This window comes from Bradyrhizobium lablabi (assembly GCF_018131005.1).
Classification (GTDB): Bacteria; Pseudomonadota; Alphaproteobacteria; order Rhizobiales; family Xanthobacteraceae; genus Bradyrhizobium; species Bradyrhizobium lablabi_D.
In genome coordinates this window covers 990737-1008099 of sequence record NZ_JAFCJK010000001.1, presented here as the reverse complement: position 1 = coordinate 1008099, position 17363 = coordinate 990737, and the positions used below count along the sequence as shown (strand labels likewise).

17 protein-coding genes are annotated in these 17363 nt (G+C 64.7%); 13 read left to right on the top strand and 4 right to left on the bottom strand.

Going from position 1 to position 17363, the window contains the following annotated elements; genetic code table 11:
• Positions 1-232: 232 nt before the first annotated feature.
• Together JQ553_RS04700 and pncA are read left to right on the top strand one after the other, a co-directional pair.
• Positions 233-1171 carry a hypothetical protein gene (locus JQ553_RS04700; RefSeq protein WP_212498684.1) on the top strand — a complete coding sequence of 313 codons (939 nt, stop codon included), beginning with the start codon at positions 233-235 and terminating at the stop codon, positions 1169-1171.
• A 98-nt stretch (positions 1172-1269) separates the two neighbouring features.
• Positions 1270-1986 (top strand): bifunctional nicotinamidase/pyrazinamidase, encoded by a 717-nt coding sequence (pncA, locus tag JQ553_RS04695; protein ID WP_212498683.1) that lies wholly within the window; start codon positions 1270-1272, stop codon positions 1984-1986.
• A gap of 64 nt (positions 1987-2050) precedes the next feature.
• Here pncA and grpE read toward each other — a convergent pair whose 3' ends face one another.
• Positions 2051-2656: a nucleotide exchange factor GrpE gene (gene grpE / locus JQ553_RS04690; RefSeq protein ID WP_212498682.1), complete on the bottom strand. Its 606-nt coding sequence runs from the start codon at positions 2654-2656 to the stop codon at positions 2051-2053.
• On the opposite strand from grpE, the gene JQ553_RS04685 reads away from it, so the two are divergent.
• A complete protein-coding gene (locus tag JQ553_RS04685) occupies positions 2655-2798 on the top strand; it encodes a hypothetical protein (RefSeq protein ID WP_212498681.1) in 144 nt (47 codons plus the stop codon). The two genes, grpE and JQ553_RS04685, sit on opposite strands and share 2 nt — an antisense overlap.
• Positions 2799-2819: 21 nt before the next feature.
• Here JQ553_RS04685 and hrcA read toward each other — a convergent pair whose 3' ends face one another.
• A complete protein-coding gene (hrcA, locus tag JQ553_RS04680) occupies positions 2820-3920 on the bottom strand; it encodes a heat-inducible transcriptional repressor HrcA (protein ID WP_212498680.1) in 1101 nt (366 codons plus the stop codon).
• A gap of 162 nt (positions 3921-4082) precedes the next feature.
• Between hrcA and rph the strand changes: the two genes are divergently transcribed.
• From rph to hemW, 3 genes are all read left to right on the top strand, one after another.
• A complete protein-coding gene (rph, locus tag JQ553_RS04675; protein ID WP_212498679.1) occupies positions 4083-4796 on the top strand; it encodes a ribonuclease PH in 714 nt (237 codons plus the stop codon).
• A gap of 11 nt (positions 4797-4807) precedes the next feature.
• Complete coding sequence (gene rdgB / locus JQ553_RS04670) at positions 4808-5443, top strand: RdgB/HAM1 family non-canonical purine NTP pyrophosphatase (RefSeq protein ID WP_212498678.1); 636 nt, start codon at positions 4808-4810, stop codon at positions 5441-5443.
• An 85-nt stretch (positions 5444-5528) separates the two neighbouring features.
• The gene (gene hemW / locus JQ553_RS04665) at positions 5529-6650 is read left to right on the top strand and encodes a radical SAM family heme chaperone HemW (protein ID WP_212498814.1); all 1122 of its coding nucleotides are present in this window, start codon (positions 5529-5531) and stop codon (positions 6648-6650) included.
• A 121-nt stretch (positions 6651-6771) separates the two neighbouring features.
• Here the strand turns inward: hemW and JQ553_RS04660 are convergent, their stop codons facing one another.
• Complete coding sequence (locus tag JQ553_RS04660; RefSeq protein WP_212498677.1) at positions 6772-7974, bottom strand: penicillin-binding protein activator; 1203 nt, start codon at positions 7972-7974, stop codon at positions 6772-6774.
• A 221-nt stretch (positions 7975-8195) separates the two neighbouring features.
• Here JQ553_RS04660 and rsmI point away from each other — a divergent pair, with 221 nt between their 5' ends.
• The 7 genes from rsmI to JQ553_RS04625 all read left to right on the top strand — a co-directional run bounded on the left by rsmI (position 8196) and on the right by JQ553_RS04625 (position 16331).
• Positions 8196-9149, top strand: a complete 954-nt coding sequence (gene rsmI / locus JQ553_RS04655; RefSeq protein ID WP_212498676.1) for a 16S rRNA (cytidine(1402)-2'-O)-methyltransferase — start codon at positions 8196-8198, stop codon at positions 9147-9149.
• The gene (locus tag JQ553_RS04650) at positions 9136-9549 is read left to right on the top strand and encodes a YraN family protein (protein WP_212498675.1); all 414 of its coding nucleotides are present in this window, start codon (positions 9136-9138) and stop codon (positions 9547-9549) included. Before rsmI ends, JQ553_RS04650 begins: the two co-directional genes overlap by 14 nt.
• Positions 9550-9575: 26 nt before the next feature.
• Positions 9576-10523, top strand: a complete 948-nt coding sequence (gshB, locus tag JQ553_RS04645; RefSeq protein WP_212498674.1) for a glutathione synthase — start codon at positions 9576-9578, stop codon at positions 10521-10523.
• A gap of 175 nt (positions 10524-10698) precedes the next feature.
• Positions 10699-11670 (top strand): MBL fold metallo-hydrolase, encoded by a 972-nt coding sequence (locus JQ553_RS04640; protein ID WP_212498673.1) that lies wholly within the window; start codon positions 10699-10701, stop codon positions 11668-11670.
• A 103-nt stretch (positions 11671-11773) separates the two neighbouring features.
• Positions 11774-13312 carry a YifB family Mg chelatase-like AAA ATPase gene (locus JQ553_RS04635; RefSeq protein ID WP_212498672.1) on the top strand — a complete coding sequence of 513 codons (1539 nt, stop codon included), beginning with the start codon at positions 11774-11776 and terminating at the stop codon, positions 13310-13312.
• A gap of 117 nt (positions 13313-13429) precedes the next feature.
• Positions 13430-13933, top strand: a complete 504-nt coding sequence (locus JQ553_RS04630) for a hypothetical protein (RefSeq protein ID WP_212498671.1) — start codon at positions 13430-13432, stop codon at positions 13931-13933.
• A gap of 154 nt (positions 13934-14087) precedes the next feature.
• A complete protein-coding gene (locus JQ553_RS04625; RefSeq protein ID WP_212498670.1) occupies positions 14088-16331 on the top strand; it encodes a PAS domain-containing hybrid sensor histidine kinase/response regulator in 2244 nt (747 codons plus the stop codon).
• A gap of 53 nt (positions 16332-16384) precedes the next feature.
• Here JQ553_RS04625 and coaA read toward each other — a convergent pair whose 3' ends face one another.
• On the bottom strand, positions 16385-17341 hold the full coding sequence (coaA, locus tag JQ553_RS04620; RefSeq protein ID WP_212498669.1) for a type I pantothenate kinase: 957 nt from the start codon (positions 17339-17341) through the stop codon (positions 16385-16387).
• Positions 17342-17363 lie beyond the last annotated feature (22 nt).

The following is a 17363-nucleotide window of genomic DNA, read 5'->3' as shown; positions in this document are numbered from 1 at the left end:
TCGCGGCGGTATTGGAACGCTCTGTTGAGTGAACGCTCACAAAGGCCAAGAGCAACCGCGCAAGTCGGGGCCCGCCGAAGGGGTGGGCGCCGACAACGCGACCAACGAGGAAGTGGCCGACCCTGTTGCAGGGTCATCAAAAGCGCTAAAAGCGGCCCGACTGACCGAGGTCCGCCAGGCCCTGCACCGGCCCGTTGAGCAGCCTCCAAGCAAGCAAACCGGTAGATCCTCCATGATGCCCTTTCGAGTCCTCGTTGCGGTTGCCTTGCTGATCGCCACCATCTGGCCGGCCTCCGCGGACGACGTCGTATTTCCGCCGGGCGCACATGTCGGGATGAAGCCGCTGGTCGGCCTGATCCGTGCGAAATCCTTCATCGGTTTCGAAACCGAGGACCAAGGCGTCAAGGTCCTGATCGTCGATCTTCCCGCGGACGCCTACGGCGAGGTCGCGAACGCCTTCAAGGCCAATCCCGCAGGCACCGGAGGGATCAAGCCCGAAAGCCTCGAGACCGCGGCGGGACTCGCCTATTACACGGCGGAAAGCACGCGGGACGGCGCGACCAACGTGCGGCGCTATTCCATGATCCTCCCCGGCCCGACTTTCTCCGGCTACATCGCGGTGCAGGTGCCTGAGAACGCCATGAAGATCTACACCGACGACGCCGTGCGGCAGATGTTTGCCAGCGCCGTCATCCGCAACGAGGTGCCGGTCGCCGAACAACTCGGCCTGATGCCGTTCAAGCTTACCCAATTCAGCGATTTCAAGAACATCCGCATGCTGGCGCCGGGCGCGGCCCTGATCCTCGCCGACAGCGACGAGAAGTCCGGCCTCGAAACCAGGCCCTTCATGATCCTCACCGTCATCGGCTCGACCGCAGCCTCGCCGGACGATCGCGGCCGCTTCGCCCGGCAGGTCGCCACCACGATCCCCGGCGTGCGCGACGGACGCATCACGATGTCCGAGCCGATCCGCATCGACGGCCAGCCCGGCTACGAGACTCGGATCGACGCGACCAGCGGCAAGGACAACACGCCGGTGACCATCGTGCAGTGGCTGCGGTTCGGCTCGCAATCCTCGATGCGCATCATCGCCAGTTCGCCACGCGACGATTGGGAAAAGGCGTTCCCGCGGTTCCGCGCCGTGCGCGACGGCATCCAGCCGCGTGGCTGATCGAAGCTTCCGCAGGCGGTGCCGAAAAATCCGACTTTCGCTGGTATGTGAACGGAACTAGCCTCCTGATGCGGTTTCACCGAGCAAGGAGAGGCACGATGTTGGATCGACGACGGGTTGTTGCAGGTCTCGGCGCGACGGCTCTTGCAACCCTGGTTTCAAACGAGCTCCGGGCGGCGGCGATCAAGCCCGACGAGGTCTCGGCGCTGCTTGTGATCGACGTGCAGAACTGCTTCCTGCCCGGCGGGAGCCTCGCGGTGAAGGACGGCGAGCAAGTGGTGCCGGTCATCAACAAGATCGCCAAGACCTTCGCCAATGTGGTGATCACGCAGGACTGGCACACGCCCGGACACGTGTCGTTCGCCTCCGCCCATTCAGGCAAGAAGCCGTTCGAGGCGATCGACCTTGCCTATGGCAAGCAGGTGCTGTGGCCCGACCATTGCGTTCAGGGCACCGAGGGCTCCGCGCTCTCCAAGGATCTTGCGATCCCGCAGGCGGCCCTGATCATCCGCAAAGGCTTCCATAGGGATGTCGACAGCTACTCCGCCTTCACCGAGGCCGACGGCAAGACCACCACCGGGCTTGCCGCCTATCTGAAGGCGCGCAAGGTCGAGCGGGTGTTCGTCGCAGGGCTCGCCACCGATTTTTGCGTGGCATGGACTGCGCTCGATGCGCGAAAGGCCGGCTTCGAGACCTATGTGGTGGAAGATGCATGCCGCGGCATCGACACGCAGGGGTCACTCGCCAAGGCCTGGGCCGACATGGCCGAGGCCGGCGTCAAACGCATCCAATCGTCGGACATCGGCTCTGATTGAATCAGAACCGAGTCTCTCGATGTCTGGGGCTCCCGATGTTCAATTCGCGGCCGAGGCCGGCGGATCAAGCGATGATATCGGCGGCGGGCGCGGCCTTCGCGCCACCCTTGGCGACGCCGACCAGGGCTGGCCGCAGCACGCGCTCGCCAATCATGTAACCAGCCTGCACCACCTGCACCACGGTGCCTGACGGCACCGACGGATCGGGTACCTCGAACATCGCCTGCTGGAAGTTCGGATCGAACTTCTCACCCATCGGATCGAATTTCCTGACACCGTTCTTTTCCAGCGCGTTGAGCAGCGACCGTTCGGTCAGCTCAACGCCTTCAATCAAGGCCTTCAGGCCGGGATCTGCGGCCTCCTTGGTTTCGGCGGGAACCGCATCGAGCGCACGCTGCAGATTGTCGGCAATCTCAAGCACATCGCGGGCGAATCCGGTGATCCCGTAGGTCTTGGCGTCGGTGACCTCGCGGCGGGTGCGCTGCCGGAGATTTTCCATCTCGGCCAGTGTGCGCAGCGTCTTGTCGCGCGCTTCGGCCAGTTCCTTGGTCAGCGCCTCGACCGATCCGACCTCGGGATCGTCGGGCATGACGTAGGGCCTGGAGACCACGGGCTCGCCGGTTTGCGCCGGATTCTCGGCATTGTCGTTCGGCCGGTTCGGATCGGTCATGGCTTGCCTTCTCGAAAAACTCGCATCGATTCAAATCTTGGGGATTGCTAGGCCGGATATCGTGCTTTGGGCGACGAAAATCAAGCGCAGCATGGCATTGCCGGGTGAAGTGACCTCCGGTTCAGAAAAGCGCGTCAAATGAAACTGAATTACCGGCGCTACATCAGCCGCCCAGGTCACCCCCCAAGACCTTGCTGACGATGCGCGCGGCGTAATCCACCGCCGGAATCACCCGCGCATAGTTCAGCCGCGTCGGGCCGATCACACCTAGCACACCGACAATCCGCCCCGCAGCATCGCTGTAGGGCGCGATGATGGTCGATGACCCGGACAGCGAGAACAGTTTGTTCTCCGAGCCGATGAAAATCCGCACCCCCTCGCCACGCTCGGCGCGGCCGAGCAGATCGATCACGCCGCGCTTGGTCTCGAGATCGTCGAACAGCGACTTGATGCGCTCCAGATCGTCGAGCGCATGCAAATCCTCCAGCAGGTTGGCGTGGCCGCGCACGATCAATTGCCGGTCCTCGCTTTCGCCGCCGGACCAGCTCGCGATTCCCGCGGCGATCACCTTTTGCGTAAGCTGGTCGAGTTCGGCGCGGCTCTGCGTCAACGCGGTCTCGAGTTCGAGGCGCACTTCGGCGAGCGTCCGTCCGCGGATCCGGGCGTTGAGGAAGTTGGTCGCCTCCATCAGTGCAGACGAGGGAACGCCTGGCGGCAAGGCCAGCACGCGGTTTTCGACCTGGCCGTCCTCGCCGACCAGCACGACCAACGCCTTCTCCGGCTCGAGCCGCACGAACTCAATGTGCTTCAGCCGCGCATTCGACTTCGGCGTCAGCACGACCGCCGCGGCGCGAGTCAGGCCCGACAGCCGCGTCAGCGCTTCGCCGAGCGCGGCCTCGACCGTTTGGGCGCGTCCCACGGAGGCAAGCTGAGTCTGGATCGATTGCCGCTCCGCCTCGGTGAGGTCGCCGATCTGCATCAGGGCATCGACGAAGAAGCGCAAGCCGAGTTCGGTCGGCAGCCGGCCGGCCGAGGTGTGCGGCGCGTAGATCAGGCCGAGTTGCTCGAGATCCGACATCACGTTGCGGACCGATGCCGGCGACAGCGGTAACGCGATCAAGCGCGAAACATTGCGCGAACCGACGGGCTCGCCGGTCGCAAGGTAGCTCTCGACAATTTGACGAAAAATATCGCGGGACCGCTCGTTGAGCTGCGCCAGCCCCGCCTGTGGTGCAATCAGACCAATCGGATCGTGGTGAGCCACACTCCACTCCCTCGCAATTACCCCTAATTTGTCGATCCGGGGGGCCGGTGACAAGCGTGCACTCGTCCGCTGAAAAAACCAGGGGCCGAAAACCCTTGCCGCTGCCTCGTCCCCCTCCTACAAGCACGGCCAGCCAACTAGTTCGGATTTTCGGAGGATTCCATGCGGCCAAGCCGCCGTGCACCCGATGAACTGCGTCCCGTGTCGCTGGAACGCGGCGTCGTCAAATATGCCGAGGGTTCCTGCATGGTGAAATTCGGCGACACCCATGTCCTGGTAACCGCTACGCTGGAGGAACGGCTGCCGCCGTGGCTCAAGGGCCAGGGCCGCGGCTGGGTCACGGCCGAATACGGCATGCTGCCGCGCGCCACGCTGGAACGCACCCGCCGCGAGGCGTCCGCGGGCAAGCAGGGTGGGCGCACCGTCGAGATCCAGCGGCTGATCGGCCGCTCCTTGCGCGCCGCGATCGATCTTGAAGCGCTCGGCGAGCGTCAGATCACCGTCGACTGTGACGTCATCCAGGCCGATGGCGGCACTCGCACGGCGTCGATTACCGGTGCCTGGGTGGCGCTTGCGGACTGCATCAACTGGATGAAGACCCGCAGCATGCTGAAAACGAACGTGCTGCGCGACAACGTCGCGGCGATTTCCTGCGGCATCTATCAAGGCACGCCGGTGCTCGATCTGGACTATGCCGAGGATTCCGAGGCCGAGACCGATGCCAATTTCGTCATGACCGGCGACGGCCGCATCATCGAGGTGCAGGGTACCGCCGAGAAGACGCCGTTCTCGGAAAGCGAATTGCTGGCGTTGATGGCGCTGGCGCGCAAGGGCGTCGCGCGTCTGGTCGACTTGCAAAAGATCGCGGTGGCGTAGTCTGATTGGCCATGCACCGCCGAATCACCGGAAAGCTCGTTATTGCGACCCACAATCCCGGCAAGCTCGCCGAGATGAGGGAACTGCTCGCGCCGCATGGCGTCGAAGCGGTGTCGGCTGGCGAGCTCGATCTCGCCGAGCCCGAGGAGACCGGCGACAGCTTTCGCGCCAACGCCGCGATCAAGGCGACCGCATCCGCGAACGCGACGGGATTGCCGGCCTTTGCCGATGATTCGGGCCTCGTGGTTGACGCGCTCGACGGCGCGCCCGGCATCTATTCTGCGCGCTGGGCCGGCGAAGCCAAGGACTTCATGGCGGCGATGACGCGGATCGAGCGGCTGCTGCAGGAGCGCGGCGCCACGATGCCCAACCAGAGAAAGGCGCAATTCGTCTCCGCCCTATGCGTCGCCTGGCCGGACGGCCATCTCGAGGAGGTCGAGGCTCACGTCGACGGCACTCTGGTGTGGCCGCCGCGCGGCACGGCCGGTTTCGGGTATGATCCAGCCTTTTTGCCCGACGGATACGCGCGTACGTTCGGCGAAATGACGAGCGTCGAAAAGCACGGCCTGCCGCCGTTGGGGCTCGGCCTGTCGCATCGCGCCCGCGCCTTCGTCAAGCTCGCGGAGATCTGCCTTGAGCCGCGCTGAACGCCATCACGCTACCCCCCTCGGCGCGAGCCGGGCCCGGCGCGGCCCACAAGCGAAGGATGGAAAGGCAGCGTTTGGCGTCTACGTGCACTGGCCATTTTGCCTGTCGAAATGTCCCTATTGCGATTTCAACAGCCACGTCCGGCATGCGCCTGTCGACGAAAGCCGCTTCGTGCGCGCCTTCGCCCGCGAGATCGAAACAACAGCGGCGCGCGCCCCCGGACGCGAGGTCAGATCGATTTTCCTCGGCGGCGGCACGCCCTCCCTGATGCAGCCGCAAACCGTCGGCGCCGTGCTCGATGCGATCGGCAAGCATTGGCAAGTCGCGCGCGAGGTCGAGGTCACGCTCGAGGCCAACCCGACCAGCGTCGAGGCGACGCGGTTTCATGGCTATCGCATCGCTGGCGTCAATCGCGTTTCGCTCGGCGTGCAGGCGCTGGATGATGCGTCGCTGAAGGCACTTGGACGGCTGCACACCGCGCGCGAGGCGCTCGAGGCGGTCGCGATCGCGCGCACGGCGTTCGAGCGCTATTCGTTCGATTTGATCTATGCGCGCCCGGAGCAGACACCGCAAATGTGGGCGAGCGAATTGAAGCAGGCGATCTCGGAAGCGGCCGAGCACCTGTCGCTCTACCAGCTCACGATCGAAGAGGGTACGCCCTTCTTCGGCCTGCATGCCGCCGGCAAGTTGCGGCCCCCTGATGAGGCGACCGCGCGGGCGCTCTATGACGTGACGCAGGAGATCTGCGCGCACGAGGGACTGCCGGCCTACGAGATTTCCAACCACGCGCGCGCCGGCGCGGAGTGCAGGCACAATCTCGTCTACTGGCGCGGCGAGGAATACGCCGGTATCGGCCCAGGCGCGCATGGTCGCCTTGATATCGATGGTGTCAGGCACGCAACCGCGACCGAGAAGCGTCCTGAAGCTTGGCTGATGCGCGTCGAATCAAGCGGTCACGGCGTCGTCACCGACGATTGCCTCAACAGCGAGGAGCGCGCCGACGAGTTCCTGCTGATGGGATTGCGGCTTGCCGAAGGCATCGATCCCAGGCGCTACGCCTGGCTCGCTGGCCGCGAGCTTGATCCGCACAGGATCGCCATGCTGCGCGAGGAAGGCGCGATTGCCGTCGACGCTGATGGACGGCTGCGCGTGACCAAGTCGGGCTTCCCGGTGCTCGACGCTGTCGTTGCGGACTTGGCTGCCTAAAGCGCGATGAGATCAGGATGAATCATCATCGCGCCTTGGCTTGTTGCTTGCGCATGATCTCCGCGCAAACGCTGCGCGGTTGTCGCGAGGGAAAACCGTTACACACTTTTCCGGATCAGCTTTAAGCACCAAAACTCTTCGGTGAGCCGGCAACTGCCGTGCCGCCGGCCGAGGCGACCTTCATGACAGCGAGGCCGCGCTCGTTGGTGCCGTCGGAGCGGAAGCGGAACAGACCGTCGATGCCGGCGAAGCCCGACGGATTGGTCAGTGTCTCCGCCGCGAAGCGCTGCGTGCCTTGCGTGCGTGCGAGCGCCGCGACCAGGGCGACAGCATCATAGGCGAGCGTGGCGGTGCGGACTGGCTCACCGCCAAACCGGGTGCGGTAGCGGCCGGCGAAGCTACGGAACCCGGCCGGATCGGGCGCGGCATACAGTCCGCCCTGCAAAACGGGGCTCGCGAACACCCGCGGATTGTCCCACAGGCCGGTACCCAGCAACTGGATGTTTCGCAGATTGGAGCCGGCCGCCGTCAGCGCGTCGGCGGTCGCCACGACCGAATCGCCGTCGTCGGCAAGCAGCAGCGCGTCGGCCTGGCCAAGCGCCTGCGCCACCGTCCGCGCCGGCGTGGCGCGGTCAGCGCCGTATTTCTCGAACGCGACGATGCGGGCGTTCTTGCGGCCGACCGCCTGCTTGAACGCGGCCTCGACCACGTTGCCATAGGCGTTGTCGGGCACGAGCGCCGCGAAGGACCGCTTTCCCGTGCCGGCGGCATAGTCGATGATGCGATTGACGTCGGATTCGGGCAGGAAGCTCAAGAGATATACGCCGCGCCCGGCGATGCTGGCGTCGGTCGAGAATGCGATCACGGACGTTCCGCGCGCGCGCGTCAATTGCGCGGTGGAGGGCACCGAACCTGCAAACAGCGGCCCCAGGATAATCTCTGCGCCTTCGGATAACGCCTGTTGGGTTCCCTGCGCCGCACCCTGCGGGCTGCCGCCATCGTCCTTGATCAGGAGTTGGATGTTCGGGTTCTGAAACTCGGCCAGCGCCATTTCGGCGGCATTCTTCATCGATTGTGCGGCAACGCCGGCATTGCCGGCTGCCGACAGCGGCAACACAAGCCCGACCTTGACCTGCCCGGTTCCGATCGCCTGAGGCTGCTGGGGCTGGCCTCCAGGCGCGGCATCCTGCCCACTCGTGAACTGACTCAAGCTCTGCTGGACGCCGGAGCAGGCCGACAGCAGAGGCGTGCCAACGATGAGACCAAGCGCCGCTCGCCGGGTCGGGCCCGACGATCGTGATTTCCGGTTATACGAGCCCACCATCGTATCTCTTCTCTTGACCGACCGTGATCGGCCAGGACTCCATCCTGGCCCTGATGAAGGGGATGGAATCAGGCATATTGTCGGCGAATAGTTAATCGAAACAAAAGGATTAGGACCTCACGGCAACAGCCGGCGCTCGCGTTTTTCGGCCCGGCAGCGTGCTTTTCCACCAGCATCCCTCCGATGTGGCGCAAAAGCGGCCAGCCCTCTAGATTGGTATTATGCGCCCAAAACCCAGTTCCCACCACGGTTCGGATGCCGTCATGGCTCCTGCGGAGAGAACTTTTTCCGTAGGTGGCCAGATACTGCCCGCGCCCAGGGCCGCGCCCGGACTGTATCTGGTAGCGACCCCGATCGGGAACCTCGGTGATATCACCCTGCGCGCGCTGGAAACGCTCGCCGGCGTCGACACCATCGCCTGCGAGGACACGCGAATCACGCGCCGCCTGACCGAGCGCTACGCGATCGCGGCCGAGCTGAAGCCGTATCACGAGCACAATGCGGCGCTGGCGCGGCCAAAAATCCTCGAACGGCTGGCGCGGGGCGGCGCGATCGCGCTGATCTCCGATGCCGGCACGCCGCTGATATCCGACCCCGGCTTCAAGCTGGTGCGCGAGGTCTGCGCCGCCGGGCATCCCGTGATCGCCGTACCGGGACCGTCATCGGTGTTGACCGCGTTGTCGGTTGCGGCCTTGCCGACCGACCGGTTCTTCTTCGAGGGGTTCTTGCCGGCGAAGGAGCACGCCAGGCAGGCGCGGCTTGCCGAGCTCGCCAGGATCGATGCCACGCTTGTGATGTTCGAATCCGGCAATCGCCTGCACGACAGCTTGCGCGATCTCGCCGCGATCATGGGCGGGCGCGACGCCGCGATCTGCCGGGAGCTGACGAAAATGCACGAAGAAATCCAGCGAGCGCCGATCGCCGAGCTTGCCGCTCGCGCCGACACGCTGGAAACGCGCGGCGAATTCGTGCTCGTCGTCGGGCCGCCGCCGGACGATGCCGGGGTGATGGACGAGGGCGCGCTCGACGACCTGTTGCGCGCCCAGCTCGCGCTCAACAGCGTCAAGGACGCGGTGGCCCATGCGGTTGCGTTGTCGGGCAGGCCACGCCGCGAGGTCTATGCCCGAGCCCTTGAGCTCGTCCGCGACATCAGAGCCGACGATGCCCAAGGCTAACGGCAGCACGACAAGCGGCGGCAAGCGTGACGGCGGTTCACCCGAACGCATCGCGGCGTTCCGCGCTGGCCTCTCCGCCGAGAGCCGCGCCGCCGCCTGGCTGATGGCCAAGGGTTATCGGATCCTGGCCAAACGCTTCCGCACGCCTTATGGCGAGATCGACCTCGTGGCGCGCCGGCGCAATCTGATAGCCTTCATCGAGGTCAAGGCTCGTGCGAGACTCGATGACGCCGCCTATGCGGTGACGCCGCGCCAGCAGCAGCGCATCATCGATGCTGCGCAGGTCTGGCTGATGGCGCATCCCGAACATGCGGAATTTGATCTGAGATTCGACGCCGTCCTGATTGCGCCGAGGAGCCTGCCGCGCCATTTGTTGGCGGCATTCGACGCCAGTCAATAAGAGCCACCAGACCTGGGATACACCTCATGAAATTGAACGTCGCTGTCCAGATGGACCCCATCGCGCGCATCAACATCGGGGGCGATTCCACCTTTGCGCTTTTGCTCGAGGCGCAGAAGCGCGGCCACGGGATTTCATATTACACGCCCGACAAGCTGTCGCTGCGCGGCGAGGAGCTGGTGGCGCCGGTGCACCTCTTGACCGTGCGAGACGAGCTCGGCAATCACTTCACGCTCGGCGAGCCCAAGCGCGAGCCGCTCAATGCTTTCGATGTCGTACTGCTGCGGCAGGACCCGCCGTTCGATCTCGCCTACATCACCTCGACGCATTTCCTCGAGCGCATCCATCCCAAGACACTGGTCGTCAACAATCCCGCCAGCGTGCGCAACGCGCCGGAGAAACTGTTCGTAATGAATTTTCCGCAGTTGATGCCGCCGACGCTGATCTCGCGCGATCTCGACGAGATCAATTCGTTTCGCGATCGGCACGGCGCCGTCGTCATGAAGCCGTTGCACGGCCATGGCGGCGCCGCGGTGTTCCGCATCATGCCGCAGGACATGAATTTCGGCTCGCTGTTCGACATGTTCTCGGTCACGTTCAAGGAGCCGTGGGTGATCCAGCGCTTCCTGCCCGAGGTCAAGCACGGCGACAAGCGGATCATCCTGGTCGACGGCGAATTTGCAGGCGCCGTCAACCGCGTGCCGGCCGCGGATGACCTTCGCTCCAACATGGTGCGCGGCGGCGCGGCAAAGGCGACTGATCTCTCCGAGCGCGAGCGCGAAATCTGTGCGACGCTCGGACCGGCACTGCGTGAACGCGGCCTCCTCTTTGTCGGCATCGACGTGATCGACGGCAACCTCACTGAGATCAACGTCACCTCGCCTACCGGCATCCGCGCGATCCAGCGACTTAACGGCCCGGATGTCGCCGCCAAGATCTGGGATGCCATCGAGGCGAAGCGCGCCGCGAAATAGACTTCTCTTCTGCGTTGCACGGCCGAGCAAGCTCACCTGCGCGCACTCTGCAAATCTGATTCTACTTGCCAGCTTACGAGCGCAAGCGCAGCATGCCTATGCCTGCGTCAGATCAAGCGACCGGTCGGCGCGGGCGACAATGTAAAAATATCAAAAGAACGGTGGAGGAAGACGTATGACGCTCAATGTCTCACGACGATCCTTGCTCGCATTCGGTGCCGGTCTCGGCGCCAGCACAGTGCTCGGTGGCAGTGCATTCGCCAAAGCGCCGAAGCTCGGCACCCAAACCCCCTACTGGCACCGCTTCATTCTCGGCGACGCCGAAGTCACCATCGTATCCGACGGCCCGCTGCCGCTCGGTCCCCCCAAGGGCACGTTCGTCGGCGTACCCGATGACGAAGTGAAGAAGATGCTCTCCGACAATTTCCTGTCGCCGGACAATGTTGTGCTCGAGCAGAACTCCCCGATCGTCAACATGGGCGACAAGCTGATCCTGTTCGATACCGGCATGGGCACCTCGAAAGCCTTCGGCCCAACCACCGGCCGCCAGCAGAAGAGCATGGCGGAAGCGGGCATCAGGCCGGACCAGATCGACGCGGTGGTCTTCTCGCACGCGCATATCGATCATATCGGTGGCGTCGTCGGCGAAGACGGCAAGCCTCTGTTCCCGAACGCGCAATACTACATCGCCCAGAGCGATTTCGATTTCTGGACCGATGAAGGCAAGATGGATAGCCCGCTGAAGGACTTCGTGGTCCACGCGCGAAAGAATTTGCTCCCGGTGCGGGATCGCCTGGTGTTCTTCAAGGACGGCCAGGAATTCCTCCCCGGCGTGCAGGCGATCGCTGCACCCGGCCACACCGTTGGCCACACCATCTTCATGGTGACGTCGGCCGGCAAATCCTTCTGCTTCCTCGGCGACCTCTCGCACCATCCGGTGCTGTTGCTCGAGAAGCCCCGGATGGAATTCTCCTACGACAGCGACCCGAAGCAGGCCGCCGCGACACGCGTCAAGCTGCTGGACATGCTCGCGGCCAACAAGACTCCCGTGATGTCCTATCACTTTGCGTGGCCCGGCTACGGCCACGTCGCAAAGACCGGCGAGGGATTCCATTACTATCCCGAGCCGATGCAGATGTTGCTGTAAGGGTAGAATCCGGGGGCGGTCATCACCGCCCCCGGATGTTCTCTCATTGTTCTTGCGCGGCGCGCCCGGTTCCGCTACCCTGGATTGCGGAATAAGAGGCAGCATGGTTCAACGCGTTTCCACCGTCGCTTTCGAAGGGATCGAGGCCCGCGCAGTCGACGTACAGGTCCAGGTGGCGCCGGGGCTTCCGGCCTTCGCCATCGTCGGGCTCCCCGACAAGGCAGTATCGGAAGCACGGGAACGGGTGCGCTCGGCGTTGATCGCCTCGGGCCTTGCCCTGCCCGCTCGCCGAATCACCGTCAATCTCGCTCCGGCCGACTTGCCCAAGGAAGGCAGCCATTACGATCTGCCGATCGCGCTCGGGCTGATGGCGGCGATCGGGGCGATCCCGCCCGATGCCCTCAACGGCTTCACCGTGCTCGGCGAACTCGGGCTCGACGGCTCGATCGCCCCCGTCGCTGGCGTGCTGCCGGCTGCGATCGGCGCCAATTCCCGCGACGAGGGGCTGATCTGTCCGGCGGCCTGTGGCTCGGAGGCCGCATGGGCGAGCCCGGACATCCAGATCATCGCGGCAAATTCGCTGATCCAGATCGCCAATCACTTCAAGGGCTCGCAGGTGTTGTCGCGCCCCTCACCGAAAGTGCATGAGCGCGAGGGAACACTGCTAGACCTGCGCGACATCAAGGGCCAGGAGAGCGCCAAGCGAGCACTTGAGATCGCGGCCGCCGGCGGTCATCACTTGTTGATGATCGGCTCACCCGGCGCCGGCAAATCGATGCTGGCAGCGCGGCTGCCGTCGATCCTGCCGCCGCTGTCGCCATCGGAGCTGCTCGAAGTCTCGATGATCGCCTCCGTCGCCGGCGAAATCCGTGACGGCGCGCTGACCGCGCGGCGCCCATTCCGGAGTCCCCATCATTCCGCCAGCATGGCGGCGCTGACCGGCGGCGGCTCGCGCGCAAGACCCGGGGAGATCTCGCTCGCGCATCAGGGCGTGCTGTTCCTCGACGAACTGCCGGAGTTCGACCCGCGTGTGCTGGACTCGCTCCGCCAGCCGCTGGAGAACGGTGAGGTCGCGGTGTCCCGCGCCAACCACCGCGTCAGCTATCCGGCGCGCTTCATGCTCATCGCAGCAATGAACCCGTGCCGCTGCGGCCATGCCTATGAGCCCGGCCATTCCTGCAAGCGCGGCCCCCTCGACCGCTGCACCGCCGACTACCAGATGCGTATCTCGGGCCCGCTCATGGATCGCATCGACTTGCGAATCGAGGTGCCGGCCGTGACCGCGGCCGACCTCATCCTGCCGCCGCCGTCGGAAGGATCGGCCGAGGTTGCGGCCCGCGTCGCGGCCGCGCGCGTCGTCCAGCTTGCGCGCTTCGCGGCGGCGGGCCTGCCGCATATCCGCACCAATGCGGAAGCGCCCGCCTCCCTGCTCGAGACCATCGCGCAGCCAGACGCCCAGGGCCAGAAGTTGTTGCGCGAGGCCGCCGAGACCATGCGCCTCACCGCGCGCGGCTATCACCGCGTCCTGCGGGTGGCGCGCACGCTCGCCGATCTCGACGGCGCGGGGACGATCGGCCGGCTGCATCTGGCGGAAGCGCTATCCTACCGCGCGCTGGCGGACGATCTTCGCCGCGCTGCCTGACCCGTCCCGTTCGCGCCGAAACTCACCGCACGTCAACGCGGTGGTAACGAGTTTTGTTTACGCTCCACAAACCATAAGCGCCGTGGTGCACGGAGCTTGGGTCGAGCGAGTGGTGTCATGTTGCGTTTCAAGATCCTGGCTTCGGTGGTCCCGTTGGCCATCGCTGCGGTGTTCGCCCGCGCTGAGTTCCTGCCAGGCCCGCGGGCCTGCATCGAGGTCGGCGGCGCTGCGGTGCAGATCGCGTCGGTGCCATGGCAGGCCCAGTTTCACGTCAGCTTCACCGACGATCCCAGCCTCGCCACCGTCCGGGTCCAGATTGCCGACAGCGCGGAAGCGGCCGACTTCACCGTGATCGACGACATCGACGATGCCGAGGCTGGCAGTTGCGAGAACAACGCCGTGCCGCAACTCGTCGCGATCTCCCGCAATCCGTCGGCGTCCGATCCGGTCATCTACCTGTCGCATAGCAGCCCATCCGATTACCGTGTCTTCGTGCAGTCGAAGACGTTTTCAGCACGCGATGCCGCGGCCCTGATCGTCGGCGCCCGCGGCGGACATCGCCGCCTAGAAGCAGCATCACTTTCTGATCGGTTCGAAAAGCCGGTTCTCGTCTTGCGCTAACGCCACATTGCGGCTCCGGAGCGCACCGCAATTAATCCTTCGCTAACCCTGTTCTCAGGGCCGCGCGAAACCCTCACCAAGGTCAAGCACTTTGCAAGACGACAGACGCATTGTCGTGGGCAAATCAAATCAAACAATCCCAGGGTCTTCGTCGATGGGGCGTTTCTTGCGGATCAAATTGCGCCTTCGTCGTTTCCTGCGCCGCCACCGTTGGATCACGTTCATCATCCGCTCCTTCATGATCTTTTCCGCGGCGTTCGGCGGCGCCTTCGGATTCATCTCGGGCGCGCTTTCGGAGAAGAGCGACTACGACCCGCAAGCGTTCGCAATCGGCGTCAGCTTCCTGTTCGCGCTCGCCTGCCTCTGGATCGTGACGCTCGGCATCCGCTTGCGGCTGCTTCGCAAAAAGCTGCGTATGATCGCCGCCCACAATGAAGTGATGGCCGATCGCAACTGGGAATTGCAGGAGGCGGAGCAGCGCGTCCGCAACCTGTTCGAGGCCCAGGGCGACCTGATCGTGCTGCGCGACGCCGAGGGCCGCATCACCTATGCCAACGACGCCTATTGCGAACTGGCGCGGCTGCCGGGCAGCGAACTGATCGGCAGCGCCGCCGCGCTGACGATTCTGGAACAGGGCGGCACCACGCTTGAAGCCAACGGCACGCGCGTCCACGACCAGAAGGTCGAAGGGCCGGTCGGTCCGCGCTGGATCGCCTGGCGAGAGGGCCTCGTCCGCAACGACGCCGGCGGGCCGGCGGAGATGCAGAGCGTCGGCCGCGACGTCACCGACCGCACCGAGAGCGAACACGCGCTCGCCGAGGCCCGCGACCAGGCCGACGCCGCCAACCGCGCCAAGTCGCGCTTCCTCGCGATGGCGAGCCACGAGATCCGCACTCCGTTGAACGGCATCATCGGCATGAGCGGGCTGTTGATGGATACGACACTGACGCCGGAACAGACGACCTACGTCAAGGCGGTGAAGACATCCGGCGACGCGCTGCTGTCGCTGATCGAAGAACTGCTCGATTATTCCAAGATCGAGGCCGGCAAGATCGATCTCGAACACCGCACCTTCGCGCTGTCGACCCTGATCGAAGACATCACGGAACTGCTGGCGCCCCGCGCGCAGGCCAAGGGCATCGAAATTGCCGCCTATGTCGACGAGCGGCTGCCGATGCAGGTGATCGGCGACGCCGCGCGACTGCGGCAGGTGCTGCTCAATCTCGCCGGCAATGCCATCAAATTCACGGCGACCGGCGGAGTGGCGCTGATCGTGGAGCCCGGCATCGGGCCGAACGAGATCAGCTTCCTGGTCCGCGACACCGGCATCGGCATCGAGCCGGAGGCGCAGCAGCGTATCTTCCGCGAATTCGAGCAGGCGGATGAGCGCATCGCGCGCAGCTATGGCGGCACCGGCCTCGGCCTCGCCATCAGTGATCGCATCGTCAAGCGGATGGGCGGCCGGATCGCGCTGGCCAGCACGCCAGGCTCAGGATCGACGTTCGAAGTATCAATTCCGCTTGCCGCCGCCGGCGAAGCAAGGACTTTCGCGGCGCCGGATCTGTCTGACAAGTCGATCATGCTGGTCGCGACGCAGAGTATCGAGACCTCGCTGATCTCACGGCGGCTACAGCGCTGGGGCGCACAGACCTGCATGGTGGCGGAGGCCGAGGCCGCCAGTGCGTTGCTGCCGGAGCGGAGTTGGCATGCGATCCTGATCGACCATGCAATCGGCACCGCCGCGATGGAAGCGCTGACCAAAGCTGCGCGCTCGCATGCGATCCATCGGATCGTGATGTTCACGCCGGCAACACGGCACGAGCTGTCGGCCGAGTCGGCCTCAACCTTCACTGGCTATCTGGTCAAGCCGCTCCGCGCGGCCTCGCTTGCCGCGCGACTGACCGCCTCGGCCCCGATCACCGCGCCAAGCCTCGCGACCGAAGCTCTTGCCGGGACCGCGACCGAAGCGGCTCCTGTCACGCCCCCGAACAAGGGCCTTTCGATCCTGGTCGCCGAAGACAACGAGATCAACGCACTCTTGATGCGTTCGCTGCTGAGCCGCCTTGGGCACGATGTCGTCATCACGACCAACGGCGAACAGGCGATGGACTCCTGGTTGTCGGCAAAGTCCGCCGGCACACCCTACGATCTCGTCCTGATGGACATCCAGATGCCGCGGTTGAACGGCATCGAAACGACCAGGCGGATCCGCGCCATCGAGGCCGGCCAGCCGGGCCGCCGGACGCCGATCCTGGCGCTGACCGCCAACACGCTGGTCGAGGATCGCTACGCCTGCTTCGAAGCCGGCATGGATGGCTTCCTGATCAAGCCGCTCGATCGCGAAAAGCTGGAAGAAGCGCTGGCCGCGCTGGCGGCGTCGCGACACCTCGCGGCGTGATCTGAATTGTAGGCACGGTCATGCCTTTTCTCCTCCTGCGAAGTTTGACGGCGCTACAACCGCCGCAAAGCGACTGTCTCCACCACGTGGTCGGCGCCCTTTTTTAGGATCAGCGTCGCCCGCGGACGGGTCGGCAGGATGTTGTCCTCGAGATTGGCGAGGTTGGTGCGCTCCCAGATCGCGGTCGCGGTCGCGATCGCTTCCTCGTCCGACAAGAGCGCGTAGCGATGGAAGTAGGATTTGGGATCGGTGAATGCGGTGTCGCGCAGCGCCAGGAAGCGCTTGACATACCATTGCCGCAGCACCGGCTCGTCGGCATCGATATAGACCGAGAAGTCAAAGAAGTCCGAGACGAACGGCACGGCCTTGGCGTCGCGCGGCAATCGCCCCGTCTGCAGCACGTTGACGCCCTCCACGATCAGGATGTCGGGCTGGTCGATCTCGGCCCATTGCTTTGGCACGATGTCGTAGGTCAAATGCGAATAGACCGGTGCGCGCACGTGGCGTCGGCCCGCCTTGATGTCGCTGAGAAACCCCAACAACGTCGGCAGATCGTAGCTTTCGGGAAAGCCCTTCTTCTGCATCAGACCCTGCCGTTCCAGCACGGCGTTCGGATACAGAAAGCCGTCCGTCGTAATCAGGTCGACCTTCGGCCGCGGCGACCAGCGGGCAAGCAGCGCCTGAAGCACGCGGGCCGTGGTGGACTTGCCGACGGCGACCGAGCCGGCCACGCCGATAATGTAGGGCATCTTGCGGTCGCGGATGGCTAAAAACTGGCGCTGCGCGTAATAGAGCCGTTGCATCGCGTCGATATAAATCGACAGCAGTCGCGACAGCGGCAAATAGATGTCCTCGACCTCCTGCAAGTCGAGGCGATCGTGCATCGAGCGCAGGCGGTCGAATTCACCGGGCTCCAGCGTCATCGGCGTGTCGTCGCGCAGATGTGACCACTGCTGGCGTGTGAAGACGCGATATGGGTTATATTGCTGATCCGGTGCGCGGGAATCCATGAGCCTGCCCTTGTCAATGCGC